We start from the raw sequence: 25,847 nt of genomic DNA, 5'->3' as shown, positions 1-25,847 counted from the left end.
CCGGCCCCTCCAGATCGTTCATCGTTCGCGCGGACGCGCCGTTACGCCTATGGCATTCGCCCCCTCCAAGCCCAAGAAGAAGAGCAAGCTCAAGCAACCGGGGTTTTTCACCCGGATGCGGGCCAGCCTCAACAAGGGCGACTCCTGGCTGACCTACGACCTGCGCAACCTGCTGCCCGGCGAGACCGTGGATCAGGATGCGCTCGACGAACTCGAGACCAAGCTGCTGCTCTCGGACGTGGGCGTGGACGCCACCGGCCAGGTCATGGGCCGTCTGCAGACGATGTTCGACGGCGGCCGGCTGCGCTCGGGCAAGGATCTCGGCCGGGCGCTGCGCGAGCATCTGGGCGACATACTCGCGCCCTGCGAGGCCCCGTTGGAGATCCCCGAGCAGAGCCAGCCCTTCGTGATCCTGATGGTCGGCGTCAACGGCGTCGGCAAGACCACGACCATCGGCAAGCTGGCGAAGAAGTTCCAGGACTCGGGCCAGTCGGTGATGCTGGCCGCCGGCGACACCTTTCGGGCCGCCGCGGTCGAACAGCTCCAGCAGTGGGGCGAGCGCAACAGCGTGCCCGTGGTCGCTCAGGGCAGCGGCGCGGATTCGGCCTCGGTGGTCTACGACGCGTTCTCGCGCGCCAAGGCGCGCGGCACGGATATCCTCATCGCCGATACCGCCGGGCGCCTGCACACCCAGGGCCACCTGATGGACGAGCTCAAGAAGATCAAGCGGGTGCTGGGCAAACAGGACGAGAGCGCGCCGCACGAGATCATGCTCGTGGTCGACGCTACCACCGGCGGCAACGCCCTGCAGCAGGCCGTGGCCTTCAACGAGGCGGTCGGCGTGACCGGCATCACGGTGACCAAGCTCGACGGCTCGGCGGCCGGCGGCATCGTTTTCGCGATCGCCCAGAAACTCGGGCTGCCGCTGCGCTTCATCGGCGTCGGCGAGGCGGTCGAGGATCTCGGCGTGTTCGAATCGGAAGCGTTCATGGATGCCCTGTTCCAGCGCTGACGCGCACACCGGCCCGCGCATGACCGATATCGTCGCCTTCAATCACGTCGTCAAGCGCTATCCCGGCGGCAAGATGGCGCTCGACGGCGTGTCGCTGCGCCTCGCGCGCGGCGAGATGGCGTTTCTCACCGGCCATTCCGGCGCTGGCAAGTCGACGCTGATGAAGCTCATCGGCCTGATCGAACGGCCGACCCGGGGCCAGGTGGTCATCAACGGCACCGATCTGGCCACGGTCCGGCGGCGCCAGATTCCGCGCTACCGCCAGCGGCTGGGGCTGATCTTCCAGAGCTACAATCTGCTGTTCGACCGCACCGTGTTCGACAACGTCGCCCTGCCGCTGGTGATCCGCGGCCTGGGCCACGCCGACATCGCCCGCCGCGTGCGCGCCGCTCTCGACACCGTCGGTCTGCTGTCACACGAACGCAAGTTCCCGGTGACCCTGTCCGGCGGCGAGCAGCAGCGGGTGGGCATCGCCCGCGCGGTGGTCGATCGCCCCTATCTGCTGCTGGCCGACGAGCCCACGGGCAATCTCGACCCGGCGCTGTCGGCCGACATCATGCGGCTGTTCACCCGCCTCAACGAGACCGGCACCAGCATCATGATCGCCACGCACGCCATCGATCTGGTCCAGCGCATGGGCCATCGCCGGATCGCGCTCGATCACGGCCATCTGGAGGCCGGCTAGGCATGGCCGAACAGCACCGCGGCCGCGACGGACGCCGGCCGTCCCAGCGCCAGCGCATACCCACCCTGGCCGCGCCGGCCCAGGGCTGGCTGGGCGCGCACGCCCGCTGTCTCATCGAGGCGCTGGGGCGCATGCACCGGCGCTGGGTCGCGAGCCTGCTCACCGTGTTCGTGATCGGCATCACGCTCGCCCTGCCGACCGGGCTGTACGTGCTGGTCAAGAATCTCGACACGCTCTCGACCAGCTGGCAGGGCACGGTCCAGGCCTCGCTGTATCTCGACGACGACGTGAGCGTGGAGCGCGGGCGCACGCTCGCGCGCCGGCTCGATGCCCGCGATACGATCGACGGTGCCGAATACGTCTCCGCCGAAGAGGGCCTCGAGACGTTTCGCGAGGCCTCGGGCTTCGGCGACGCGCTCGACGCGCTGCCGTCCAACCCCCTGCCCGCGGTGGTCGTGGTCACGCCCGACGCGGACATGACCCGGGCCGCGGTAGGCGAGCTCGTCGACACGCTGCGCGGCGAGACCGGGGTGGCCCGGGCCGAGCTGGACCAGGCCTGGCTCGAGCGTCTGTTCGCCATCCTCTCGCTGATCGAGCGCGCGGCCTGGGTGATCGGGCTGCTGCTGTCGGCAGCGGTGGTGTTCATCGTCGGCAACACCATCCGGCTGGACATCGAGAACCGGCGCGAGGAGATCGAGGTCATGAAACTGCTGGGCGCCTCCGACGCCTTCATCCGCAGGCCGTTCCTCTACAGCGGCGTCTGGTACGGCCTGTCCGGCGCGGTGGTGGCGCTGATCCTGCTCGGCGGATGTTTCGCGGCGCTGGCCGGGCCCCTCGGCACGCTGACGCGCTCCTACGACAGCGCGCTCGATCTGGTCGGCCTCGACTGGAGCGGCGGGTTCGCCCTGCTTGCGACCGGCATCGCGCTGGGCTGGTGCGGCTGCGCGCTGACGGTGAACCGGCGACTCGCGGACATCGAACCACGATAGCGGGAACCAAACGTCGCGCCGCCTGTCTTTGGGGTATTACTATTGGACTGCAGCCCCACTCCGGCGTTATTTGATAGAATGACGCCATAGGCAAAAGTCCGAAGGAGGCTTTGCACATGGCTAACGATATCTCCCTGTCCCCGGCCCGCATGAACCTGCCCACGCTCGCGTCCGGCAGCATCGAGTCCTATCTCCAGGCGGTCTCGAGCATCCCGGTACTCGAACAGGACGACGAGCAGCAGCTCGCACGCAAGCTGCGCGACGAAGGCGACATCCAGGCCGCCCAGAAGCTGATTCTGTCCAATCTGCGTTTCGTGGTGCACGTCGCGCGCGGCTACTCCGGTTACGGCCTGCCGCTCGCCGACCTGATCCAGGAAGGCAACATCGGCCTGATGAAGGCGGTCAAGCGCTTCGATCCCAGCGTGGGCGTGCGCCTGATCTCTTTCGCGGTCCACTGGATCCGCGCCGAGATCCACGAATTCATCCTGCGCAACTGGCGCATCGTCAAGGTCGCCACGACCAAGGCGCAGCGCAAGCTGTTCTTCAACCTGCGCAGCTCCAAGAAGCGCCTGGGCTGGATGAACGACAAGGAAGTCAACGCGGTCGCCACCGATCTCGGCGTCAAGCCGGAGACGGTGCTGCAGATGGAGCGCCGGCTGTCCGGGGGTGACACCTCCTACAACGCCCTGCCTTCGGCCAACGACGAGGACAGCTACGCGCCGGAGGACTACCTCGCCGCCGAGGACGGCTACGACCCGGCCGCCGACGTCGAGAACGGCGACTGGGAAACCTACCAGCACGCCAACCTGTCGCAGGCGATGACCGGGCTGGACGAGCGCAGCCGCGACATCCTCGAATCGCGCTGGCTGCGCGAGGACGGCAAGATCGGGCTGCAGGAGCTCGGCGACCGCTACGGCGTGTCCGCCGAGCGCATTCGTCAGCTCGAGGTCGCGGCGATCAAGAAGCTGCGCGGCGCCATGGTCGCTGCCTAACGCGATCGACGCCCCGCTCGACGGCGGCCATGCCTCCCGACGCGACGCGGCGGCGTCTGTTGGTGTCGACCGCGACACTGGCCGGCGCCTCGGCGCTGGGCGGCTGGCGCTGGCCGCTGCATGCGGCCCCGCCCGATGATCGGCGCTTTGCCTTCGAGCATCTGATCGCACACGCGCGTGGACTCGCGGATCCACCCTACGATTCACCCGAGTCGCGGCACGCCGCACTGCTCGATGAGCTCGGCTACGACACCTTCATGGGGATCCATGCCGACCGCGAGCACTCGCTGTGGCACGGCGCGGACCTGCCGGTCACGGTGGAGTTCTTCCAGCTCGACCAGAACGCGCGGGTGCCGGTGGCGCTGCACGTCGTCGACGCCGACGGCCGCGCACGCCGGCTCGACTACCGGCCGTCGCTGTTCCGCTACGACGATCCCGAGCTGGAACAGCGGCTGCCGGCCGATCTCGGCTTCGCCGGTTTTCGCGTGCGCGATGCCGCCGGCGACCGCCGCGAATGGTGCGCCTTCAAGGGCGCGAGCTATTTCCGCAGCCCCGGCGCGCGCGACCAGTACGGCCTGTCCGCCCGCGGGGTCGCGGTCGACACCGGCTACGGCGCCGAGGAATCCTTTCCGCACTTCACCGCCTACTGGCTCCTGCGCCCGGCGCCGGGGGATACGACGCTCACCGTGTGCGCCCTGCTCGAGGGAGAGGATCTGACCGGCGCCTATCGCTTCGAGATCGGCGAGCGCGGCGCAGTGATGGACGTCGAATCGCATCTGTTTCAGCGCCACGGCATCCGGCGGCTGGGCATCGCCCCGCTGACGAGCATGTTCTGGTTCAGCGAGACCAACGCCCGACGCGGCACCGACTGGCGCCCGGAACTGCACGACAGCGACGGTCTCGCCATGATCACCGGCCGCGGCGAGCACCTCTGGCGGGCACTGGGCAATCCGCCGCGGACCCACTACAGCGCCTTCGGCGACACCGATCCGCGCGCCTTCGGCCTGCTCCAGCGCGACCGGGACTTCGACCACTATCAGGACGCGGCGGTCCATTACGAACGCCGCCCGAGCCTGTGGGTGACCCCACGCGGCGACTGGGGCCCGGGCCATGTCGGGCTGCTCGAGCTACCCACCGCCGAGGAGGTGTACGACAACATCAACGCCTTCTGGGTGCCCGAGGGCAGCGACCGCGCGGACCACCGCTGGCGCTTCGATTATCGCCTCGACTGGCGGGACCGCGCAGCGCCCGCGTCCGGACGCGCGCAGGTGGTGGCGACCCGGACCGGCCGGGCCGGCGACCCGGGCAGCTACGACGACCAGTCGGTGCTGGCACGCAAGTTCGTGATCGATTTCGAAGGCGGCGCGCTGCCTCGACTCGCCGACGATACCACCCTCGATGTCCGGGCCAGCGCCAGCCACGGCGATATCGTCAATCCCTACGCCCGCCGTGTCGCCGGCACGCCGCGCTGGCGCGCGTTCTTCGACTGGAGCGGCGCGCTGCCGCCGGCGGACGAACCGGTCGAGCTGCGCTGCGTGCTCGCCCGCGGCGACCGGCTGCTGACCGAAACCTGGCTGTTCGCCTATTTCCCTCAGGCGCTGCCGACCCAGATCTTTCACCCGGAGGAGAACGCCTAGGCCGGCACGTGCGACGTCTCCGCGGCGACGGCCGCTGCCTATCGGCCCGCGCCACGGCCCAACCCGTCGCGCCGGGCCCGGAAGGCGCCTGCCTGCCGGGCGCGCGTCCGGCGCGTGGAACCCGCGCGCCGGCTCACGCCATCTCGTGCCGCGGGCCCTGCCCGCGCCCGCCGCCCGTTCGGGAAACGGGGGGATCGGACGCCGAACCGCGTGCTCTAACGCCCGTCGGCGGGTACCGGAGCGTCGTCGTCCCCGCCCGCGTGCGCCCCGCCGGGCCCGGCCTCGCGGCCGAAGCGCTCGAAGGACGAATCCATCGAACGCAGGTGCAGATCCCGCTGCGGGAAGGACACGGTCACGCGGTTGTCGGCGAAGGCCGCGTGAATCCGCTTGTAGAGCGCATGCTGGAGCGGCAGCAGATTGTAGAGGTCGTGATAGAACACCCGCGCCTCGTAGGTCATCGTGCCGTCGTCATAACCCACGAGAAAGACCGAGGGTGCCGGCTCCTCCAGCGCCACCGGCTCGGCCTCGATGGCCTCGGAGATCAGACGTTCGACGAGTTCGGTGTCCGTATCCAGCGGCAGCTGCACGCGCAGGATCAGCCGCGTGATGTCGTCGGTGAGCGTCCAGTTGATCACGGTCTCGGTGATGAAGGTCTTGTTGGGGATGACCACTTCCTTGTTGTCCCAGTCGGTGACCGTGGTCGCACGGATGCGGATGCGCGAAACCGTGCCGGTGAGCGTGCCGACCGTGACCGTGTCACCGACCCGCACCGGACGCTCGAACAGGATCACGATGCCGGAGACGAAGTTGGCGAAGATCTCCTGCAGCCCGAAACCCAGACCGACGCCGACGGCGGCGACGAGCCACTGGATCGACGACCAGCGCAGCCCGATCAGGCTGACCGCCACCAGCAGGCCGACGATGACGATGGCGTACTGGAACAGCGTGGCCATCGCATAGCGGCTGCCGGCGTCCATCGAGAACCGGCGCAGGATCGTGATCTCGAGGAACCCCGGCAGGTTGCGCCCCGCGAGCGCGGTGATCACCCCCACCGTGAGCGCCAGCATCAGCGCGCCTAGGGTGACGTTCATGAGCTGGTTCTGGCCTTCGATCTCGGTGCTGTATTGCCAGAGCGTGACGTTGTCCAGCAGCTGCAGCGCCGGCAGCGTATCCGACCAGATCAGCCAAAGGCCGCCACCGATGATAAGCGTGATCACCACCTTGATGAGTCCGCGCGTCTGTTCGCTGATCTGGAGCAGATCGATCTCGAGCGTGTCCAGATTCTCCGGCGCGCCCTCGCCGGCCGCGGCCGCGGCTTCGCGCGCGGCGCGGGCCTCGCGCGCCTCCTCGCGCTTGCGCAGGGCTCGGGTGAGCGCCAGCCGGCGCTCGGCCACGGTCAGCCAGCGCACGATCAGGCTGTAGAGGATGAGACAGCCCGACAGCAGCGCCGCCGAATAGAAGAAACGGGTCTGCAACTGCAGCGCCGTGTAGTAATAGCCCCAGAGCGCCATCCCCGACAGCAGCAGCGGCACCCCCACCGCCAGCGGCAGCCACAGATAGCCCAGCCGCCAGTGGTCGTCGCTGCTGTCGGCCAGGTTGGAGATCGCCCCGCGGGTGGGATGCAGCAGCCGCCAGGAGAACGCCGCGATCATCAGCGAGCTGAACACGAACGCGGCCAGCCCGAGCGTCTCGCGCCTGCCGTCCTCGTTGATCGACTCGGTGAGCGCCAGCACCAGGGTCGGCAACACCAGGACGGCCAGCAGCCAGCGCAGATTCCGATGCAGGCCGCGGCGGGCCGCCTCGTCCCAGAGAAAGTGCCGCTCGGCGAGGCCGTTGGCCCGGCACACCTGGGCGAAGGGCTCGATGAACAGCACCAGCACGCCGAGCTGGATCGCGCTGTACGCCACCGCCAGCGCATAGGGTGCCGGATCGCTGCCCTGACGGATGAACAGGCCCGTGGCGACCAGCAGCAACGCGGCCGGCAGCGACAGCAGCAGCGTGATCAGCGTGGTGCGCAGCGTGACCCAGAAGGTATCACGCCGCACGTTGCCGACCGGCTCGGCAAGCCGTTTGAGCCGTGCGCGCAGCGTCCGCTGCACGCTGAGCATGGCGGCAACGACGAGCGCGGCGAGCAGGGCCGCGAGCGGCTCGTTGCTCACGCCCGAGACGAAGGCCGCCACGGCGCTGTTCCAACCGTCGGGATCGAACACCCAGGGCAGATCGCGGGCCACCGCGCCCGGCCAGTCGAGACCCACGCGGTCGAACGACGGCAGCCAGAACAGACGCTCGTCGAGCAATCGTTCGAAGGCGCCCAGCGTTTCCTCGTACTGCCCCCCGAGCGAACGCAGATCCCGGCCGATGTCGATGTAGCGGCCCTCCGCGTCGACCAGGAGGTCGAGTACGTCGCGGCGCTGTTCCAGGAGGTTGATCAGCGACCGGCGCTGGCTGTCGTTCAGCGCATCCGGCCCGTCGACCAGCGCATCCACGCGCGAGGCGAGATCATCGAGCTCCACCCGCGCCTGCTGGAGTTGAAAACGCTGGAGTTCGGCCGAGGCGATATCCGGCGCCCGGCTTCCCGTAACGGGCACCGCCGCGAATTCGGGCGAGGTCAGGTCCCGCTTCTGCGAGCGCAGGACGTCGCCAAGGGCCACCGACGTGCCGCCGATCTCGAGCTGACGCTGGACCAGATTCAGACGCCGCTCGAGATCCTCGACATCGCTGCGGCGTTCCACTTGGCGGGAGGCCAGACGCTCGCTGTCGGCGGTGACTTTGGCCAGCTCCCGTGACAGTTCCAGATTGCGCTGGGCCGCGTCGGCGAGCGGCCGGGCGGCACCGCGAAGTTCGGTGAGCGTGTCCTGGCTCTGTTCGCGCAGCGTTCGGGCGGTGTCGTTCTGACGCTGCGCCAGCGCCAGCTGGAGCGCGGCGAGCGCCTGCGTGTCGCGGGACAGCCGCGCTTCGGCCAGTGTGCGCTGTGCCTCGACCAGGCGTTCGCGGGCATCCAGACCGGACAGCTCCTGCTGGAGTCGCTCGATCTCGGCGGTCAGGGCTTCGCGCCGGGCGGACAGCTGGCTGCGCTCGGCCTCGTTGAGCGCGCTGGCACCGGGCTCATCGCTCGACGATGAGGCCGCCGACGTATCCAGCGACTGCAGGGCATTGCGTGCCTCGGCCAGCTCCCGGCGGGCGGCGTCGGGCCGCTGGGCGAGGCGGGTCAGCTGGTCGCGCAGATCCGACAGACGGGCCTGTGTCTCACCGAGTCGCGTGTCGAGCTCGTCGGCCCGTGTCGACAGAGCCGAGGTGGCGGTCTCTTCCAGTGAATCCCGGCTGGGCGCGGCCTCGATCGCTCGCATCTGTTCGTTGATGCGCCGGATCTCGGCCGGTGCCTCGGCCGCCTTCTCGCGCAGCGCTTCGGTCTGACGGCGATCGTTCTGGGCCGCCTCGAGCGCGGATACGGCCTGCTGATAGGTCTCCAGCGCGTCGTCGCGCAGCGCCGAGTCGACGTCGTCGCGCGCCTTCAACGCGCTGATGCGATCCCGGACCTGGGCGAGCCGTTGATCGAGGTCGGTATCGGCATCCGTCGGCTGCTGGGCCTGGGCCGCGACCATGCAGAGCAGCCAGCACAGCACGAACACGACCGTACGCCCGACGCCTGCGCGGCGCGGCGCTGCCGGCCCCTGATGCCTCATCAACCGCATGTCGCCCGTCGCCCTGGTTGCGCTGCCCGACAGCGACCGCATTCTACCCCGCACGGGGGGCGCACGGCGAGTCAGCGGCTCTCGTCATCGCCGCGCTTTTCGGCTCGCCGGCGCGCGCGGGCATCGTCGATGATCTCGAAGAGATCGGTACCGAACTCGCCGAGTTCGCGGTTCACACCCCGCACGACGTCATAGATCGTCGGTCGCGCCGGATCCGCCGACGCGGCGCGGTCCGCGGCGCCACCGGCGGAGCGGCCCCGCAGGCGGCCGGCCTGGCCGCCGACATAATCGCCGATCAGGCGATGGACGTTCTCGACCCGCGACGCGGCCGAATCGAAGGTCGACTCGGCCGAATCCTTGACGGTTTCAAGCAGCTTCAGCATAGACGGGCGCATCCACGGATGACTCATCGGCAAGCGTATTGCCTTTGCGCCGATGCGGCAACGACATGCGCAGGATGCGCTTAACCACGCCGCCGAACTGCTTGCTGAGCGGGCCGGTGTTGTAGTTCAGCCCGTAGCGCTCGCAGATCGCCTGCACCCTCGGTGCGATCTCGCGATAGCGATGCGAGGGCATGTCGGGGAACAGGTGGTGCTCGATCTGATAGCTCAGATGGCCGCTGAGAATATGAAACGGCACCGAGCCGTCGAGGTTGGACGAGCCCAGCAGCTGGCGCAGATACCACTGGCCGCGGGCCTCGTCGCGCGTCTCCTCGACGTCGAACATCTCCACTTCGTCGGTGAAATGGCCGCAGAAGATGATCATAAACGACCAGATATTGCGGTTGAAGTTGGCCGCGAAGTTGCCCGAGATCACGAAGGGCGCCATCGGTCCGGCGAGCAGCGGGAAGGCCACGTAATCCTTGAACAGCTGATTGCGCACCTTGCCCCAGATGCCACGCGCCTGGGTGCCGACCTCGCTCCAGCTCTTGTCCTTGCCGATGCGCTCCCATTCCAGATCGTGCAGGGCCACGCCCCACTGGAAGAAGGCCGCCAGCGTCAGGGCGATGCCCGGCTGCACGAGAAAGCGCGGCTCCCAGGCCTGATCCTCGCTCATGCGCAGCACCGAATAGCCCAGATCGCGGTCGAGATCGACGATATTGGTGAAGGTGTGGTGCACGTAGTTGTGCGAATGCTTCCACTGGTCCGACGGGCAGGTGTTGTCCCACTCGTAGGTGCCCGAATCCAGGGCCGGATCGTTCATCCAGTCCCACTGGCCGTGCATGACGTTGTGCCCGATCTCCATGTTCTCGAGGATCTTGGACAACGACAGCAGGCCCACGCCGCTGAGCCACGCCGGCGGCAGGAACCCGGCCATCAGCATCGCCCGCCCGACCACTTCGCTATAGCGCTGGGTGGCGAGAATGTTGTGAATATAGCGAGCATCGCGCTCACCGACATCGTTCATGACCTCGTCGCGCACGGCATCGAGCTCGCGCCCGAATTCGGCGATGTCGGCTTCGCTCAGATGTGTCGGCTTACCCATGGTTCTGACTCCCGGACGCGCTGGCGCCCTGTCGTGAATGGCGGTTCGAGCGCGCGTGAGGCGCGTTCTAGAGTTCAACGGCCACGTCGCCGGCGGCGGCGTGGATACAAAGCTGTAGGTCGGTATCGCGCACGTCGCGTACACGGTTGGTGCGCAGATCGCGCACCGTGCCCTCGCTCACCCGGCACTTGCAGGCGTGGCAGATGCCCATGCGGCAGCCGTAGGCGGGCTTCAGCCCCGCGCCCTCGGCGACCTCGAGCAGCGAGCCGTTCTCGCCGGAGGCGGCGATATCGGATTTGACGAACTGTACGGCGCCCTCGCCGTGGGCGGCCTCGCGCCGGGTGGCGGCGAACTGCTCGCGGTGCAGCGGCCGGTTCGAGCGCGCCCGGACGAGCGGCTCGGCCGCGTCCATGAAGCCCGCCGGCCCGCACAGCCAGGTCTCGCGCTCGGCGAGGTCGGGCACCCGAGCGTCCAGGGCGGCAGCGTCGATGCGGCCACCGCCCTCGGCGGTGTAGACCGTTTCCACGCGCAGCCCCGGATGACGCGCATCCAGCGCCGCCAGTTCGGCGGCGTAGATCATGTCCGTCGCCGAACGCGCGTAGTGGACAAATACGACATCCTGCACGAGATCCCGCGCGAGCCAGTCGCGCAACACCCCCATCACCGGCGTAATGCCGCTGCCGGCGCTGATCAGCAGTGCGCTTTCGGGCACCGACGGGCCGGGACAGAAATCGCCCTCGGCCGGGCTCAGATAGATCAGCTGGCCGCGCTCGGCATGATCGACCAGAAAGTTGCTCACGCGACCGTCGCCGTTACGCTTGACCGTGACCTCGATCAGCGGATCGCCCGGGGCGCTTACGATGGAAAAGCAACGGCTGTGGCGAACGCCGTCCAGATCCACGCCCAGCAGCAAGTGCTGGCCGGGCCGGTGACCCGTCCAGTTGTCGTTGGGCTCGATGGTCAGGGTGACGCTGTCGGGCGTCTGGCGTGCGACGGCGCTGACCCGGCCGCGCGGCTCGCGCAGCGACAGTCGACGATCGATCAGGGCCAGATAGTCGTCCACCGAGAGCGGGCTGGTGAGCGCGCCGACCAGGGGGCTGCCGAGCAGTTTCTTCACCACGGGTTTCATGACGGCTTCCTCCTGCACGTGAACAGGTGTACACTTTAGGTGCGGCGCACCATTAAGTCAACACTTGTTCACAAAGAATCATGCCCCCGTTGCCGGCCCCGCGCTGCCGGCGCCTGTTTGCAACAGCGCCCGCAACGGCTATGGTCGCCGGCTGGTCCCGCGTTGAACCGATGGCCGCACGACCGGACACGATGACCCGATCCGCCGACAATCCGTCAGCCGGCACGGCGCGTCGCACCGCCCCCCGCCGCGGTGAGGCGCGCAAGGCGCTGATGCAGGCCGCACTCGAGCTGGTCTCGACCGAGGCCAACTTCTCGGCGATATCGCTGCGCCGGATCGCGCGGCAGGCCGGCGTCGTGCCGACCGCCTTCTATCGCCATTTCGAGGATCTGGACGCGCTCGGCTTGACCCTGGTCGAAGAGACGTTCCGCGAGCTTCGGCGGCTACTCCAGGACGCGGACCTCAGCGCGCTGCCGCTCAAGGGACTGACCCGCCATTCGGTCGAACTCTTCGCCCATCACGTGCGCGACAATCGCCTGCTGTTCCAGTTCGTGGTCAAGGAACGCTTCTCCGGCACCGCGCCGATGCGGGCGGCGATCCACGACGAGATCCGGGTGCTCACCCATGCGCTCGCGGCGATCTTCGCGCGTTTCGACGAGTTCTCGCACATCGCCGAGACCGATCTGCGCATGCTTTCGGATCTGGTGGTCAATACCGTGATCGCGCTGTCCGAACGCATCCTAGAGGTAGCAGCGAACCACCCGGAGGACACCGCACTCATGCTCCGCGCCGAGAAACAGCTGCGGCTGATCTTCATGGGCGTGGGGCAATGGGAGAGCCGGCCCGAGGACCGCGATGAGACCGATCGGTCCCCGGCTGACGGCTGACGGCTGACGGCTGCCATCGTATCGACAACGCCCGGTCCCGCGACCCAGCGGCGCAGGCAGCGACCGCCCACGCTCGTCGGCCACCGGGGCCGGCGCCGCGGGCTGCCGGGCCACCCGTTAACGCGAGGTATCAGTCGCTTCCGGTCTCGTCCAGGCGCGACTGCACCCGATCGATGATCTCGGGCACGAGCGACAGGCCCCATTCGCGCCCCAGCGAGAGCGACTCGGTCAGCAGCTGCGGCGACACCCGTACCAGCTTCTGGCCGAGCGGCGACTGGTAGAACTCCACCAGCCGCGACAGTTCGACGATGTTGAAGTGCCTGGAATAGACCGGGTAAAGCACGGAATACAGGGCGTCGCCGGATTCGATGCGATCGCGCACGACCGCGGCCGACTCCTCCCGGATCACCCGCATGGTCCGCGGGTCCAGCTGCGGCTGCACCAGCGCGACGGCGTTGGCGACGCGATCGATGAACTGGCGCGAGAACACGCCTTCCAGCTGCTCGGCGTCGGTGAGCTCGATCAGCTCACGGATGAGCGCCTCGCGGGACGCGTCCGGCGAAGCGGCCCCCGAGGCGGGCCGCTCCTGTGCCGTCGCGAACCCGCCAACGCACAGCGCCAGCGCGACCAGCAGCGGCCGCGCGACGGCGAACAGCGGCCGGCGGCTAGGCCGGTTCGGGAGAGCCGACGTTGTCATGGAAGAAGCGCCCTTCGGTGGTTTCGGCAATGATACCCGTACGAACGACGAAATCGCCGAAGGACTCACCGTCGTCGCGCTCTTCCGCGTAGCGCTCGATGATCGGCGTCAGTTCCGCCAGGATCTCGTCCTCGCCGATGTTCTCGCGATAGAGCTTGTTCAGGCGGGACCCGTCGTGGGCCGCGCCCAGATACAGGTTGTACTTGCCCGGCGCCTTGCCGACGAAGCCGATCTCGCCGAGGAAGGGCCGCGCGCAGCCGTTGGGGCAGCCGGTCATGCGCACCACGATGGCATCGCCGCTCAGTCCCGCGTCGCTCATGACGTCGTCGAGCTTGCTGATCAGGCTCGGCAGATAGCGCTCGGATTCGGCCATCGCCAGACCGCAAGTCGGAAAAGCCACGCAGGCCATGGCCGAATAGCGCAGCGTCGAGTTCTTGCTGCCGTCGTCAAGCCCGTAGTGCGCGACGAGCTCCTCGATCGCGGATTTGTCGGCCTCGGCGACGTCGGCAATGATCACGTTGTGATTGCACGTCAGGCGCATCTGGCCGGTGTGGATCTTGGCCAGCTCGCGCAGGCCGGTCATCAGCTTGTAGCCGGCCGGCCCTTGATACTGACCGTAGTGGGCCGTGCCGTTGTCATCGAAATCGGCGATACGACCGTTCTCGATGAACAGTGTCAGATGCCATTTGCCATTGTCGCCCTCGACCCAGCCGAGCGGATCGCCATTGCGATCGAAGTGGTAGTCGCGGGCTTTATCGAGCCGCAGATCGGCACGCTCGTCGAGCTGGTCGTGGATCCAGTCGACGCCGTGGTCGTCGATGGTGTACTTGAAGCGGGCGTGCTTGCGATTCTCGCGATCGCCATGGTCGCGCTGGATGGCCACCAGGGTCTCGACGACGGCCAGCGTCTGGTCTAAAGGCGCAAATCCGATTACGGTCGCCAGCCGGGGATAGGTATCCAGCTCGCCATGGGTCATGCCCATGCCGCCACCGATCGCCACATTGAAACCGGCCAGTTCGCCGTCGTCGCCGGTAATCGCGATCAGGCCGATGTCGTTGGCGAATAGATCGACATCGTTTTCCGGCGGAATCGCGATCGCGACCTTGAACTTGCGCGGCAGATAGGACTTGCCATAGAGGGGTTCGTGGTCGGGCTCGCTCGACACCGGTGCGTCCAGCCACAGCTCGTCGTAGGCCCGGGACTTCCACAACAGATGGCGGCTGATTCTGTCCGACCAGTCGTGAACCGCCGCGTGCAGCGCCGAGCGCTGGGGGTTGGTATTGGCGACGACGTTGCGGTTGTCGTCGCCGCAGCCGCCGCGCGTATCCAGATCGACGGCATCAAGCGCCTGGATAAGGGGTTTGAGGCGTTGCTTGAATATGCCGTGAAACTGGAACGTCTGCCGGGTCGTCACGCGTAGCGTGTTGTTGGCGTAGCGACGGGCAATGTCGTCCACGGCCAACCACTGCTCGGGCGTGAGCACGCCGGCGGGCAGACGCATGCGCACCATGAATTGATAGTGCGACTCCAGCTTGGCGGTCTTGCGCTCGGAACGCAGATCGCGGTCGTCCTGCTGGTAGAAGCCGTGGAACTTGGTCAGCTGGGTATCGTCATCGGCGATCGCGCCGGTGAGATCGTCGGCCAGGCTTTCGGCGATGCTGCCGCGCAGATAGTTGCTTTCGAGCTTGATGTGCTCGACCGGGGAAAGTTGCTTGTCGTCACTCATGGCAATCACTCGACTTGGTGCTTTACGCGAACACTTCTATGACACTGGCGCCGTCGGGCCGCGGATCAATAGACGTCGCGCTGATAGCGCTTTTCCTTCTGCAGATTCTTGAGAAAGCCGGCGGCGCCCTCGGCGTCGAGTTTGGCGTGTTCGCCGATCAGATCGAGCAGCGCCTCGTGCACGTCGTGGGCCATGGCATTGGCATCGCCGCAGACATAAATCGTCGCGCCGCGCTCGATCCAGTCGAACACGTCCTTGCCGGCGGCACGAATCTTGTCCTGGACATAGATCTTCTCTTCCTGGTCGCGCGAGAAGGCCACGTCCATGCGCGTGAGCAGGCCGTCCTTGCGCCAGCGCAACCAGTCGATCTGGTAGTAGAAATCGGCGAGAAAGTGCTGGGAACCGAAGAACAGCCAGTTGTCGCCGCTCGCCCCGCGCTCCTCACGCTCCTCGAGAAACGCACGGAACGGCGCCACGCCGGTCCCGGGTCCGATCATGATGATGGGGGCGGCGTCGTCGGCGGGCAGCTTGAAGTTCTTGTTGCTGTCGATATAGACCGGCAGCTTGACGTCCTCGCTCCGATCGGCGAGCTGAATTGAGGCCACGCCGCTGCGCGGGCGGCCGTGTGCCTCGTAGCGCACCGCGGCCACCGTCAGATGCAGCTCGTCCGGATTGGCGGCGTGGCTGGAGGCGATCGAGTACAGCCGCGGCGGCAGCTTGCGCAGCAGACGCACGAAATCGGCGCCGGCCAGGCCCTCGATCGGATAGTCCTCGACCAGATCGACGATGAATCGGCCGTCCATGTATTCGGCGAGCGCGTCGCGCTTATCCTCGGCCAGCAGGGCGTCCAGCGCTTCGCTGCGCGCCTGCTCGGCGTATTTCTCGATGAACGGACGGGTCAGCGTCGTGATCTCGTACTGATGCGTGAGCGCATGTTCGAGACTGACCTCGCCGTCGACACCGGTCACCGTCTCTTCCGGTGACAGATTCAGGGCGGCAATGAGCTCCTCGACCACGGCCGGATCGTTCTCCGGAATGATGCCCAGCGAATCGCCCGGCTCCCAGACCAGCCCGGAATCCTCGGTATCCAGCTCGATGTGGTGGACTTCCTTGTCCGAACCGCGGCCGTTGAGAACGATGTTCTCCAGTACCTCCGCCGGATACGGGTTCTTGCGCGAATAGTTCGCGGCACTCGGCGCGGCCTCGGCGCCGGGCATGGCGGTCACGGTCGGATGCGGCTGCTCGCCGCCGCCGGTGCCGCCAAGCGCGTCACCGAAGGTCTTGACGATATCGTCGATCCAGGCTTCGGCGGCGTCGTCGAAATCAACGTCCAGATCCACACGCTCGGCCATGCGCTTGCCGCCGAGCTTTTCCAGCTGCGCGTCGAAGTCCTTGCCCGTCTGGCAGAAATTGTCGTAGCTGGTATCGCCGAAGGCGAGCACGGAAAACCGCAGCCCGTCGAGTTTCGGCGCCTTCTTGCCGAACAGGAACTCGTGCAGTTCCTCGGCGTTGTCCGGCGGATCGCCCTCGCCGTGCGTGGACACGCACACGATCAGGTTCTGCTCCTTTTTCAGATCCTTGGGCTTGTAGTCGAGCATGTCGTGGACGGTGGCGTTCAGCCCCGCCGCCTCGGCGCGCTCGCGCAGCTGCTCCGCCACATCCTCGGCGTTGCCGGTCTGCGAGCCGTACAGGATCGTGAGCGGCTCGCTGGCCTCGGCCTGCGCGGCGGGGGCGGCCGCACTCTGCGCCGGCGGCGCAACCTCGCCGGTGGCGCTGTGCGCGTTGATGCCGGCGAGGTAACCGCTGATCCACGTCACCTGCATCGGCGTGAGCGTGCCGATCAGTTCCGTGAGCTGCTGCGCCTGCTGCGCGTTCAGCGGACTCGTATGTTCTTGTATGGGAGCAGATTTCATCGACAATCCGGGCTCGGGTCTGGTCGGGCGCCAGGAACGGTAGAGGCGCAGGGTATCGGCCGCCACCCAGCGTGAAAACGTCTATTTCTTTCTTTTCTTATAACGTCACGCGATATATGGCCGAGACATGATCGGCACGGCGCGGCGGCGAGCGGGCGACATTATAACCGCATACGCGAGATTCGCACTCTGCTACCCTAAACTCATGCAGCGTCTGTCCGTCTCCCTCGTCCTCCTGCTGCTGGTCCTGACGATGGCCGGCTGCGTGACCGCTCCGCCGCGCGCCACCGCGAACGTCTGCGACATATTCCACGAAAAAAGCGGCTGGTACGACGACGCGCGCGACGCCTTCGACCGCTGGGGCGCGCCGATCCACATACAGATGGCGATCATCCATCAGGAATCGCGCTTTGTCGGCGATGCCCGGCCGCCGCGTAAACGTCTGTTCTGGTTCATCCCATGGACACATATTTCCTCGGCCTACGGCTACACCCAGGCGCTCGACAGCACCTGGGACTGGTACAAGCGCGATACCGGCAACAGCTGGGCGGACCGCGACGACTTCGCGGACGCGACCGATTTCGTCGGCTGGTACATCGATCAAAGCCATGCCCGCGCCGGCATCTCGAAATGGGACGCCTATGATCAGTACCTCGCCTATCACGAGGGCCAGGCCGGCTACCGGCGCGGCAGTTACAGGGCCAAACCCTGGCTCCAGCGCACGGCCGGCCGCGTGGACGCCCGCGCCGGCCGCTACGCGAACCAGCTCGACGGCTGCCGCGCGGCACTCGAACATCCCGGCCACTGGTGGTGGCCGTTCTGATTACAGGACGAACGCAATGAACGCCGACCGCGGGCCGCTGCATGCGGCAGCCGACATCCTCCTCGCACTGGAACATGCCCTGCGCGCGGCGGACCTATGGCACGAGCGGGCACCGACACCGGCCGCCATGGCCAGCCGAACCCCCTTCTGTGCCGACACGCTGATGTTCAGCGAATGGCTCCAGTTCGTATTCCTGCCGCGAATGCGGCTGATCATCGAGAACGATCGCCCCCTGCCCGCCGCGAGCGGTATCGCGGTCATGGGCCGTGAGGCCTTGGCGGAGGTCTCGGGCGGCCCGACGATCGTGGCGCAGCTGCAGGCCTTCGATCGCCTGATCGAGGCCGGTCGGCCACCTCAGATGCCGAACACCGCCGGCACGTAATGATCGACCAGCAGCGCGGTGAAGATCGCCATCAGGTAGAGGATCGAGTAGCCGAAGGTGCGCATCGCCAACCCCGGCTTGGGCGCGTATTTCAACCGAACGGCATACACCAGGAACCAGCCGGACAGCAGCACGGCACTGAGCAGATACAGCGGGCCGCTCATGCCGGTGGCGAACGGAAGCAGTGACACCAGGAACAGCAGTACGGTATACAACAGCACCTGCGTTCGCGTGTATTCCAGCCCGTGCGTGACCGGCAGCATCGGGATATCCACCTCGGCGTATTCCCGGTGCCGCTCGATCGCCAGCGCCCAGAAATGCGGCGGCGTCCAGATGAAGATGATTAGGAACAGGATGAGCGCATGCGGATGGACGCTGCCGGTTACCGCCGCCCAGCCCAGCACCGGCGGCGCGGCCCCAGCGGCCCCGCCGATGACGATGTTCTGCGGGGTGGCGCGCTTGAGATAGACGGTGTAGATACCGGCGTAACCGATCAGCGTCACCAGCGTCAGCCATGCCGTCAACGGGTTGACCAGAAACAGCAGCGTGGCCATGCCCAAGGCACCGATGGCCGCGGCAAAGCGTGCCGACTGCGCCATATCGAGGTTGCCGGTGACCAGGGGCCGGCCACGGGTCCGGGCCATGCGGCCGTCGGCCTTGCGGTCCAGCATCTGATTGACCGCTGCGGCGGAGGCCGCCATCAGGCCGATTCCGAGCGTGCCGAACAGGAAGGCGTCCAGCGGCACCATGCCCGGCGTGGCGAGGAACATGCCCACCATCGCGGTGAACACGATCAGCAGCACCACTCGCGGTTTGCACAGCTCGTAGTAATCCGTCAGCCGCTGCGACAGCGTCTGGCGATCGGCGACGGCGCTCCACGAGCTAGACATGACGACGCGCACTCCACACGGCGTGATTGATGGCCACGAGCGTCAATAGTAACAGGGCCGCCCCGCCGTTGTGGGCGACCGCCACCGACAGCGGCAGGTGGAACTCGACCACCGAGATGCCGAGGGCGATCTGGAGCGCGAGCGCGGTCACCAGCGTGCCGGCGAGCCCGCGCCAGCGGCCGTCCACGCGGCCTGCCCGCCAGAGCGCGGCGGCGAGCGCGAGCATCACGATCGCGATCACGACCGCGCCGAGGCGATGCGTCCAGTGGATCGTCGCGCGCGGCGTGCTCTCCAGAATGCCGTATTCGTAGTTGATACCCAACCCGTGCCAGAGCGTGAACGCCGTGGAGAAATCCGTCGGCGGCCACCAGTGGGTCTGGCAGGTCGGAAAATCCGGGCAGGCGAGTGCGGCGTAGTTGGTCGACGTCCAGGCGCCGAGGAATATCTGGCCAACGAGCAGCACCAGCGCCGCCGCGGCCGCCACACGCAGCCCGCGTCTCGCCGTCGTCGCCCAGCCGGCGAACAGCGGGCCGGCGCGAAACAGACACCAGCCCAGCAGCGCGAACGTGGCCATGCCGCCGAGCAGATGTGCGGTCACGATCAACGGCTTGAGCAGAAGCGTGACCGTCCACATGCCGAGCAGGGCCTGAAAGATCACCAGCGCGAGCAGCACCCAGGGCAGCACACGCTGCTGGTGCGGATCATCGCTGCGCCGGAGTGCGGCCAGCGCCATGAACAGGATGAGAAGGCCCAGCGCCCCGGCGGCATAGCGATGGATCATCTCCTTCCACGCCTTGGGTGCCTCCACCGGCCGGTCGGAAAAGCGCGCATTGGCGGCGGCGACATCAGCGGCCTCGGTGGGCACGTCCAGATGCCCGTAGCAGCCGGGCCAGTCCGGGCAGCCCAGGCCCGCGTCCGAGAGCCGCACGAAGGCGCCCAGCGTGATCACCACGAAGGCGACACACAGGGTGAGCAGATTCAGCTGGAAACGCGACATCGAGCCACCTAACCGATATGGGAGAGCTTGAGCAGGTGCTTGATGTCGTCGAACAACGCCGCGCCGTCACCGTCCGGCGGGTAATAGAGCATCCAGTTGCCGAGCGGATCGACCAGGTACACGGTCCCCGGCGCGTGCGCGCCGTCGGCCTCGAACAGCCGCATCCAGGCCCCGGCATCCTCACTGCGGTAGACCTGCAGGTCGGGCTGGCCCTCGAAGTCGGGCATCGTCGCGTCGCCGACCAGCAGCACACGCTGTACGCGCGTCGAGCGGCGATGCAGGAGCGCCCGGATCTGACGCGTCTCTTCGAGGCTCCGGCGACAGGCGTCCCCGCAGCCGCTCGGTGCCACCTGAAGGATCGTCCAGTCCTGCTCCAGCAGCCGCAGGCTCGGCATCGACTCGCCTTCTGCAGTGTGCAGCGTCAGCTCCGGCAACGGCTCGGCCGGGTCGATGAGGTTGCCGTCGTTGGTACCGGGGCCGCCGTAGGACAGCCCGTAGTAGAGCAGATAGGCAGTCGCCAGCGGCAGCAGGAAGATCATGAACACGCCGATGAGTTTCAGGCGTGCGATGTTTTGTGACTTCATCGGACTCGCTTGAGGTTGACGATCACGAAGATCGCGAGAACGGCCAGGGCCATGGCGAACCACTGGATCGCATAGCCGTAGTGACGCACCGGCGGCATGCGGGAAAGCTGACTGTCCCAGTCGCGCGCGAAGCCGCCGGGCGCATCCTCGGCCAGCAGCAGCAGACCCGCGGCCACCGGCCCGTCATATTGACAACGCAACTGCGCGATCGTTGGGTAATTGAGCACGCGCGGCCAGCCGCGCTGTTCACAGGCGCCGCCGTCGCCCAGCCGCATGCCCGCTTCGGGCAGGCCGCGCCAGCGCCCGCGGAAGGCGACCGTCCCGGTGGGCGCCTCCGGGTCCGGCGGCTGACTCCGGCCGCCCGGTCCGAGCGGCACCCAGCCGCGATCGACGAGCACCCGCCGCCCGTCCTCCAACACCACCGGCGTCCAGACACGATAGCCCACACGCCCCTCGAAGACCTGATTGTCGAACAGCAACTGATGCGACGCATCCACGCGGCCCGTCAACGTATAGTGTTGGCCATGGGCGGCGCGCGCCGAGGCGTCGTCACCCAGTTCGCGGGCCAGCGGCGTCGGCGCCGATTGGCTCGCTGCAGCGCGTTGCGCTAGCATCGCCTGCTTCGTCTCGCCGCGATCGATCTGCCAGACACCTAGACCGCACAGGGCACCCGCGACGAGGATCAGCACCAGCACACCCCACCACGGGGGTGCGAACCGATACCGCCCTACTCGCATATGATCAAGATCATCGTCGTCGCCTTCATGCTCGCCATCGTTATCGCCCTGGGCTCCGGGCTCGTGTTCCTTGTACGCGACACGGGCGACGAGCGACGCGTGGTCAAGGCACTGACTTGGCGGATCATCCTGTCGTTCGTGCTGATCGGACTCCTCGTGCTCGGCTACTACGCTGGCATCGTCCAGCCGCACAATCTCGGGCAGTGATCAGTGCCCGGCCCGCCACCGGGAGGGCGGGCGGGCCGATCGACGACCGATCGCCGACGCTCGGTCCGCGTCAGAGTATGTAGACGAAGATGAACAGTCCGAGCCAGACCACGTCCACGAAGTGCCAGTACCACGCGACCGCTTCGAATCCGAAGTGGTCGTGGGAACTGAAGTGCCCCTTCAGACAGCGCAGCAGGATGATGAACAGCATCAGCGTGCCGAGCGTGACGTGCATGCCGTGGAAACCGGTGAGCAGGAAGAAGGTCGAGCCGTAGATCCCCGAGCCCAGCGTCAGCCCCAGATGCTGATAGGCCTCGACGTACTCCAGACCCTGGTAATACAGGAATACCGCGCCCAGAAGCACCGTCGCCGCAAGCCCCGTGCACAACTTCCAGCGGCTGTCCTCCTTGAGACCCCAGTGCGCCCAGGTCACGGTCACCGAGGAGGTCAGCAGCAGAACGGTGTTCAGCAGGGGCAGATGCCAGGCGTTGACCGTCTCGAAATCACCGCCCACGTTACCCGGGCCGTTCGACGGCCAGGCCCCTTCGAACTCCGGCCAGAGATAGAGATTGGTGAAGAACTTTTCGCCCTCGCCGTTGAGCCACGGCAGCGCGATCATGCGGGTGTAGAACAGCGCGCCGAAGAAGGCGCCGAAGAACATCACCTCGGAGAAGATGAACCAGCCCATGGCCCAGCGATACGTCATGTCCTCCTGATGGCCGTAGACGCCGCCGAGGTTCTCGTTGACGACATCGCGGAACCAGATGAAGACCATGACCAGCGTCATCGCGAGCCCGAGCGCGGCCAGGTATGGCGCCACCGTGGTGCTGCCGTTCAGCCAGAACGCGCCCGAGCCGAGCATGAAGAACAGCGAGACCGTGAGCATGAACGGCCACGGCGACGGCTCCGGCACGTAGTACTTGTGATGTTCGCTGGTCTCAGTCGCCATAGCACATTGTCCTTGCTTGTCCTGCTGCCTCGAAGCCGCCGCGCGGGCGGTTCCATTCGATCCCTGTCGGCCGTTCGGCGCCCTGTCGGACCATCATGCCCGACGAGCGCCCCCGCCGCTGTCTATCGCGCCGCCATCTCGAAGAAGAAGGCGACATAGACGCCCACTGCGATGCCACCGAGCACGATGGCCAGCCACACGTTCTTCCGTCTAGGCGACATACAACCCCGATGCGCCGGTCACGCCATCTCGCGCGGATCGATCTTCGGCGGCGTCTCGAAGGTGTGATACGGCGCCGGCGAGGCGACCGTCCACTCGAGACCCCGCGCGCCTTCCCAGACCCGGCCCGTGGCCTTCGTGCCCGAACCGCGCATGCACATGATCATGTTGTAGATGAACACGAACTGCCCGATGAAGAACATGAACGCCCCGACCGAGGAGACCATGTTGAAGTCGGTGAACTGCACCGCGTAGTCCGGGATGCGGCGCGGCATGCCCGCCAGCCCCAAGAAATGCTGCGGGAAAAACAGCACGTTGATCCACACCGCGCTCCACCAGAAATGGAACTGGCCGAGCTTCTCGTTGTACATCACGCCGGTCCACTTGGGGATCCAGTAGTAGATGGCGGCGATGATCGAAAAGATCGCGCCCGGCACCAGCACGTAGTGGAAGTGCGCGACCACGAAGTAGGAGTCGTGATACTGGAAGTCCACCGGCGTGAGCGCCAGCATCAGCCCGGAGAAGCCGCCGATCGTGAACAGCACCACGAAGCCCAGCGCGAACAGCATGGGCGTTTCGAACGTCATGGACCCGCGCCACATGGTCGCGACCCAGTTGAACACCTTCACGCCCGTGGGCACCGCGATCAGCATGGTCGCGAACATGAAGAACAGTTCCGCCGACACCGGCATGCCCACCGTGAACATGTGGTGCGCCCACACGATGAACGACAGGAACGCGATCGAGGCCACGGCATAGACCATCGAGTCATGCCCGAACAGGGGCTTACGCGCGAACGCCGGAATGATCGTGGAGACGATGCCGAAGGCCGGCAGAATCATGATGTATACCTCGGGATGCCCGAAGAACCAGAAGATATGCTGGAACAGCACCGGGTCACCGCCACCGGCCGCGTCGAAGAACGTGGTACCGAAGAAGTGGTCGGTCAGGATCATGGTGACCGCACCGGCGAGTACCGGCATGACCGCGATCAGCAAATAGGCGGTGATCAACCACGTCCAGACGAACAGCGGCATCTTGAGCAGCGGCATGTCCGGCGCGCGCATGTTCAGAATGGTGACCACGATATTGATCGCGCCAGTGATCGACGAGATACCGGCCAGATGGAGCGCAAACACCATCAGCGGCAGCGCGGCACCGGTCTGCATCACCAGCGGCGGATACATGGTCCAGCCCGAAGCCGGCGCGCCGCCGGGAACGAGCAGCGTGCCGAGCAGCATGGTGAAGGCGAACGGCAGGATCCAGAAACCCCAGTTGTTCACACGCGGCAGCGCCAGGTCGGAGCAGCCGATCATCATCGGCACCATCCAGTTGGCCAGACCGACGAACGCCGGCATCACCCCGCCGAAGATCATCACCAGCGCATGCAGGGTGATCATCTCGTTGTAGAAGGCCGGATCGACGAACTGGATGCCCGGCGCGAACAGCTCGGCCCGGATCACCAGCGACATGAGCCCGCCGATGAACAGCATCGTGAACGAGAAGATCAGGTAGAGCGTACCCAGATCCTTGTGGTTCGTCGTGCCGATCCAGCGCTTCATCCACGGCCACACCCCGTCGGCCAGCGTGACCGGACCGTGATGATGGTCGTCGTGATGATGGGTATCGGTCGGATTGACAGTGCTCATCGCGTATCTCCTGGGCCGCCGTTCACGGGGCCTGTGCTATCGCTGCTCGGCAACCTGGGACGGCTGGATGACGTCGCCCGTACTGTTGCCGAACGAATTGCGCTCGTAGGTCACGACTGCGGCGATCTCGCGATCGCTGAGCGAACCCTTGTAAGGCGGCATAGCGCCCTTGCCGTCGAGAACCTGCGCCACGTGCGCCTCGACGGGCCCGGTGGTGATCGCGCCGTCCTTGAGGGCGGGGAAGCCGGCCGAGGGCATGCCACTGCCGTCCGGCTGATGACAGGCGGCGCAGAGGTCGGCATACACCGTCTCGCCCTCGCTCATCAGCTCGTCCTTCGAGACCTCGTCCGAGCCGTCGCCCGCGGCGTCACCGCCGCTGCCCTCGTCCTCGTCACCCGAACCACCGTTCGAGCCATTGTCGGAACCACTCGAGGCGGCGGCCTCCTCGCTGTCGCCACCGGCGTCCTGATCGGCCGAATCGGATTCTTCCGAACCGCCGTCATCGGAACCGCTGTCATCCGAGGCCTCGTCCGCGTCCGAATCCTGCTCGTCGCCGGTGGCGGGCTCGCTGCCTTCGTCCTCTTCACCCGAGCCGACCATGCTCTCCTCGGCCTCTTCCGGCTGATCCTCGCTGTCGTCCTCGGTGCGCCCTTCGGTGGCGTTGCCGGCGGTCGGACTCTCCTCGCTCGAAGTGGCCTCGTCGGCGCTGGCCTCGTCCGGCGAGGGCTGACCGGTGGCAAGCTCGCCCTCGGAGCCGGCGTCGCCGCCCTGCTCCGCGACCCACTCGTCGTACTCGGACTGGGACACCACCTTCACCACGATCGGCATGAACGCGTGACCGCGCCCGCAGAGCTCCGCGCACTGGCCGCGATAGGTCCCCGTCTCGTTGGCCTCGAACCACATGTCGTTGATATAGCCCGGAATCGCGTCCTTCTTGCCGCCGAGTTCGGGCACCCACCAGGAGTGGATCACGTCGCCGGACGTCAGCAGCAGCCGGACCCGGGTATCGACCGGCACGACCATCGGATTGTCCACGTTGCGCAGATAATGCTCGACGCCCGCGGGATCGATCCCGGAACCGAGCTGGCGCGCGCGGTCGCTCTCGCGATCGATGCGGCTGAAGAAACTCACGTCCTCGTCGACGTAATCGTACTCCCAGAGCCACTGGTAGCCGGTCACGCGAATGGTCATGTCCGGATCGCTGCTGTCCTCGATCTGCAGCAGCGTACCGGCGGCGGGAATCGCGACCGCGATCAGGATGATGAACGGCACCACCGTCCACGCGATCTCGACGACCGTGGATTCGTGGAAGTGCGCGGCCTCGAAGCCGCGCGCCTTGCGGTGCACGATCACCGAATACAGCATCGCGCCGAACACGCCGATGCCGATGACCACGCAGATCCAGAAGATCAGCATGTGCAGACCGAAGACGTCGTCGGTCAGGTCGGTCACGCCGCGGCCCATGTTGAGCGTCCATTCGGCGTGGGCCGGCGCCATGGCCAGCGCACCGAGCGCCCCCAGACCCCAACGAGACAGCATGCTGATCTTCTTCATAATCACTCTCTG

General features: G+C 66.8%; 23 protein-coding genes. 9 read left to right on the top strand and 14 right to left on the bottom strand.

Annotation, left to right across the window (positions count from 1 at the left end):
* Positions 1 to 49 precede the first annotated feature (49 nt).
* The 5 genes from ftsY to SAHL_RS08380 all read left to right on the top strand — a co-directional run bounded on the left by ftsY (position 50) and on the right by SAHL_RS08380 (position 5,315).
* Positions 50 to 1,012: a signal recognition particle-docking protein FtsY gene (gene ftsY / locus SAHL_RS08400; protein WP_123590956.1), complete on the top strand. Its 963-nt coding sequence runs from the start codon at positions 50 to 52 to the stop codon at positions 1,010 to 1,012.
* 19 nt (positions 1,013 to 1,031) lie between these two features.
* The gene (ftsE, locus tag SAHL_RS08395; protein ID WP_123590998.1) at positions 1,032 to 1,697 is read left to right on the top strand and encodes a cell division ATP-binding protein FtsE; all 666 of its coding nucleotides are present in this window, start codon (positions 1,032 to 1,034) and stop codon (positions 1,695 to 1,697) included.
* A gap of 2 nt (positions 1,698 to 1,699) precedes the next feature.
* Positions 1,700 to 2,686 (top strand): permease-like cell division protein FtsX, encoded by a 987-nt coding sequence (gene ftsX, locus SAHL_RS08390; protein ID WP_123590955.1) that lies wholly within the window; start codon positions 1,700 to 1,702, stop codon positions 2,684 to 2,686.
* Positions 2,687 to 2,802: 116 nt separating this feature from the next.
* The gene (rpoH, locus tag SAHL_RS08385; protein ID WP_245965423.1) at positions 2,803 to 3,678 is read left to right on the top strand and encodes an RNA polymerase sigma factor RpoH; all 876 of its coding nucleotides are present in this window, start codon (positions 2,803 to 2,805) and stop codon (positions 3,676 to 3,678) included.
* A 62-nt stretch (positions 3,679 to 3,740) separates the two neighbouring features.
* Positions 3,741 to 5,315 (top strand): OpgD/OpgG family glucan biosynthesis protein, encoded by a 1,575-nt coding sequence (locus SAHL_RS08380; RefSeq protein WP_184947538.1) that lies wholly within the window; start codon positions 3,741 to 3,743, stop codon positions 5,313 to 5,315.
* A 215-nt stretch (positions 5,316 to 5,530) separates the two neighbouring features.
* On the opposite strand, the gene SAHL_RS08375 is transcribed toward SAHL_RS08380, so the two are convergent.
* From SAHL_RS08375 to SAHL_RS08360, 4 genes are all read right to left on the bottom strand, one after another.
* On the bottom strand, positions 5,531 to 8,998 hold the full coding sequence (locus tag SAHL_RS08375; RefSeq protein ID WP_184947536.1) for a mechanosensitive ion channel domain-containing protein: 3,468 nt from the start codon (positions 8,996 to 8,998) through the stop codon (positions 5,531 to 5,533).
* A gap of 80 nt (positions 8,999 to 9,078) precedes the next feature.
* Positions 9,079 to 9,390, bottom strand: coding sequence for a hypothetical protein (locus SAHL_RS08370; RefSeq protein ID WP_123590951.1), 312 nt, complete (start codon positions 9,388 to 9,390; stop codon positions 9,079 to 9,081).
* Complete coding sequence (locus tag SAHL_RS08365) at positions 9,374 to 10,492, bottom strand: fatty acid desaturase family protein (protein WP_123590950.1); 1,119 nt, start codon at positions 10,490 to 10,492, stop codon at positions 9,374 to 9,376. Before SAHL_RS08365 ends, SAHL_RS08370 begins: the two co-directional genes overlap by 17 nt.
* A 67-nt stretch (positions 10,493 to 10,559) precedes the next feature.
* Positions 10,560 to 11,621, bottom strand: a complete 1,062-nt coding sequence (locus SAHL_RS08360) for a ferredoxin reductase (RefSeq protein WP_123590949.1) — start codon at positions 11,619 to 11,621, stop codon at positions 10,560 to 10,562.
* Between the two features lie 191 nt (positions 11,622 to 11,812).
* Here SAHL_RS08360 and SAHL_RS08355 point away from each other — a divergent pair, with 191 nt between their 5' ends.
* A complete protein-coding gene (locus SAHL_RS08355; protein WP_123590997.1) occupies positions 11,813 to 12,508 on the top strand; it encodes a TetR family transcriptional regulator in 696 nt (231 codons plus the stop codon).
* A 130-nt stretch (positions 12,509 to 12,638) separates the two neighbouring features.
* On the opposite strand, the gene SAHL_RS08350 is transcribed toward SAHL_RS08355, so the two are convergent.
* From SAHL_RS08350 to SAHL_RS08340, 3 genes are all read right to left on the bottom strand, one after another.
* Complete coding sequence (locus SAHL_RS08350; RefSeq protein ID WP_123590948.1) at positions 12,639 to 13,205, bottom strand: DUF2059 domain-containing protein; 567 nt, start codon at positions 13,203 to 13,205, stop codon at positions 12,639 to 12,641.
* Complete coding sequence (gene cysI, locus SAHL_RS08345; protein WP_123590947.1) at positions 13,174 to 14,931, bottom strand: assimilatory sulfite reductase (NADPH) hemoprotein subunit; 1,758 nt, start codon at positions 14,929 to 14,931, stop codon at positions 13,174 to 13,176. The genes SAHL_RS08350 and cysI overlap by 32 nt, the downstream gene beginning before the upstream one ends.
* Positions 14,932 to 14,996: 65 nt before the next feature.
* A complete protein-coding gene (locus SAHL_RS08340) occupies positions 14,997 to 16,844 on the bottom strand; it encodes an assimilatory sulfite reductase (NADPH) flavoprotein subunit (RefSeq protein WP_123590946.1) in 1,848 nt (615 codons plus the stop codon).
* A 205-nt stretch (positions 16,845 to 17,049) separates the two neighbouring features.
* Between SAHL_RS08340 and SAHL_RS08335 the strand changes: the two genes are divergently transcribed.
* Positions 17,050 to 17,667, top strand: a complete 618-nt coding sequence (locus SAHL_RS08335; RefSeq protein ID WP_123590945.1) for a transglycosylase SLT domain-containing protein — start codon at positions 17,050 to 17,052, stop codon at positions 17,665 to 17,667.
* Between the two features lie 16 nt (positions 17,668 to 17,683).
* Positions 17,684 to 18,049, top strand: coding sequence for a YqcC family protein (locus SAHL_RS08330; RefSeq protein WP_123590944.1), 366 nt, complete (start codon positions 17,684 to 17,686; stop codon positions 18,047 to 18,049).
* Here the strand turns inward: SAHL_RS08330 and cyoE are convergent.
* Genes cyoE through SAHL_RS08310 form a run of 4 tightly spaced genes read right to left on the bottom strand, consistent with a single transcriptional unit; the run spans position 18,022 to position 21,215 of the window.
* A complete protein-coding gene (cyoE, locus tag SAHL_RS08325) occupies positions 18,022 to 18,939 on the bottom strand; it encodes a heme o synthase (protein ID WP_123590996.1) in 918 nt (305 codons plus the stop codon). The genes SAHL_RS08330 and cyoE overlap by 28 nt on opposite strands.
* Positions 18,932 to 19,936 (bottom strand): COX15/CtaA family protein, encoded by a 1,005-nt coding sequence (locus tag SAHL_RS08320; RefSeq protein WP_123590943.1) that lies wholly within the window; start codon positions 19,934 to 19,936, stop codon positions 18,932 to 18,934. The genes cyoE and SAHL_RS08320 overlap by 8 nt, the downstream gene beginning before the upstream one ends.
* An 8-nt stretch (positions 19,937 to 19,944) precedes the next feature.
* Positions 19,945 to 20,520: a hypothetical protein gene (locus SAHL_RS08315; protein ID WP_123590942.1), complete on the bottom strand. Its 576-nt coding sequence runs from the start codon at positions 20,518 to 20,520 to the stop codon at positions 19,945 to 19,947.
* Positions 20,517 to 21,215, bottom strand: coding sequence for an SURF1 family protein (locus tag SAHL_RS08310; RefSeq protein WP_184947534.1), 699 nt, complete (start codon positions 21,213 to 21,215; stop codon positions 20,517 to 20,519). Before SAHL_RS08310 ends, SAHL_RS08315 begins: the two co-directional genes overlap by 4 nt.
* A gap of 42 nt (positions 21,216 to 21,257) precedes the next feature.
* Here SAHL_RS08310 and SAHL_RS08305 point away from each other — a divergent pair, with 42 nt between their 5' ends.
* Positions 21,258 to 21,464, top strand: coding sequence for a twin transmembrane helix small protein (locus tag SAHL_RS08305; RefSeq protein ID WP_123590940.1), 207 nt, complete (start codon positions 21,258 to 21,260; stop codon positions 21,462 to 21,464).
* Between the two features lie 70 nt (positions 21,465 to 21,534).
* Here the strand turns inward: SAHL_RS08305 and SAHL_RS08300 are convergent, their stop codons facing one another.
* The 3 genes from SAHL_RS08300 to coxB all read right to left on the bottom strand — a co-directional run bounded on the left by SAHL_RS08300 (position 21,535) and on the right by coxB (position 25,835).
* Positions 21,535 to 22,413 (bottom strand): cytochrome c oxidase subunit 3, encoded by an 879-nt coding sequence (locus SAHL_RS08300; protein WP_123590939.1) that lies wholly within the window; start codon positions 22,411 to 22,413, stop codon positions 21,535 to 21,537.
* A 239-nt stretch (positions 22,414 to 22,652) separates the two neighbouring features.
* The gene (gene ctaD / locus SAHL_RS08295; RefSeq protein ID WP_123590938.1) at positions 22,653 to 24,281 is read right to left on the bottom strand and encodes a cytochrome c oxidase subunit I; all 1,629 of its coding nucleotides are present in this window, start codon (positions 24,279 to 24,281) and stop codon (positions 22,653 to 22,655) included.
* Between the two features lie 36 nt (positions 24,282 to 24,317).
* The gene (coxB, locus tag SAHL_RS08290) at positions 24,318 to 25,835 is read right to left on the bottom strand and encodes a cytochrome c oxidase subunit II (RefSeq protein WP_123590937.1); all 1,518 of its coding nucleotides are present in this window, start codon (positions 25,833 to 25,835) and stop codon (positions 24,318 to 24,320) included.
* Between the last annotated feature and the right edge of the window lie 12 nt (positions 25,836 to 25,847).

The sequence above is a fragment of the Salinisphaera orenii subsp. halophila YIM 95161 genome (genome assembly GCF_003732545.1).
GTDB classification, from domain to species: domain Bacteria; phylum Pseudomonadota; class Gammaproteobacteria; order Nevskiales; family Salinisphaeraceae; genus Salinisphaera; species Salinisphaera orenii_A.
The sequence above is the reverse complement of the archived record's forward strand: the minus strand, read 5'-3'. Positions and strand labels throughout refer to the sequence as shown.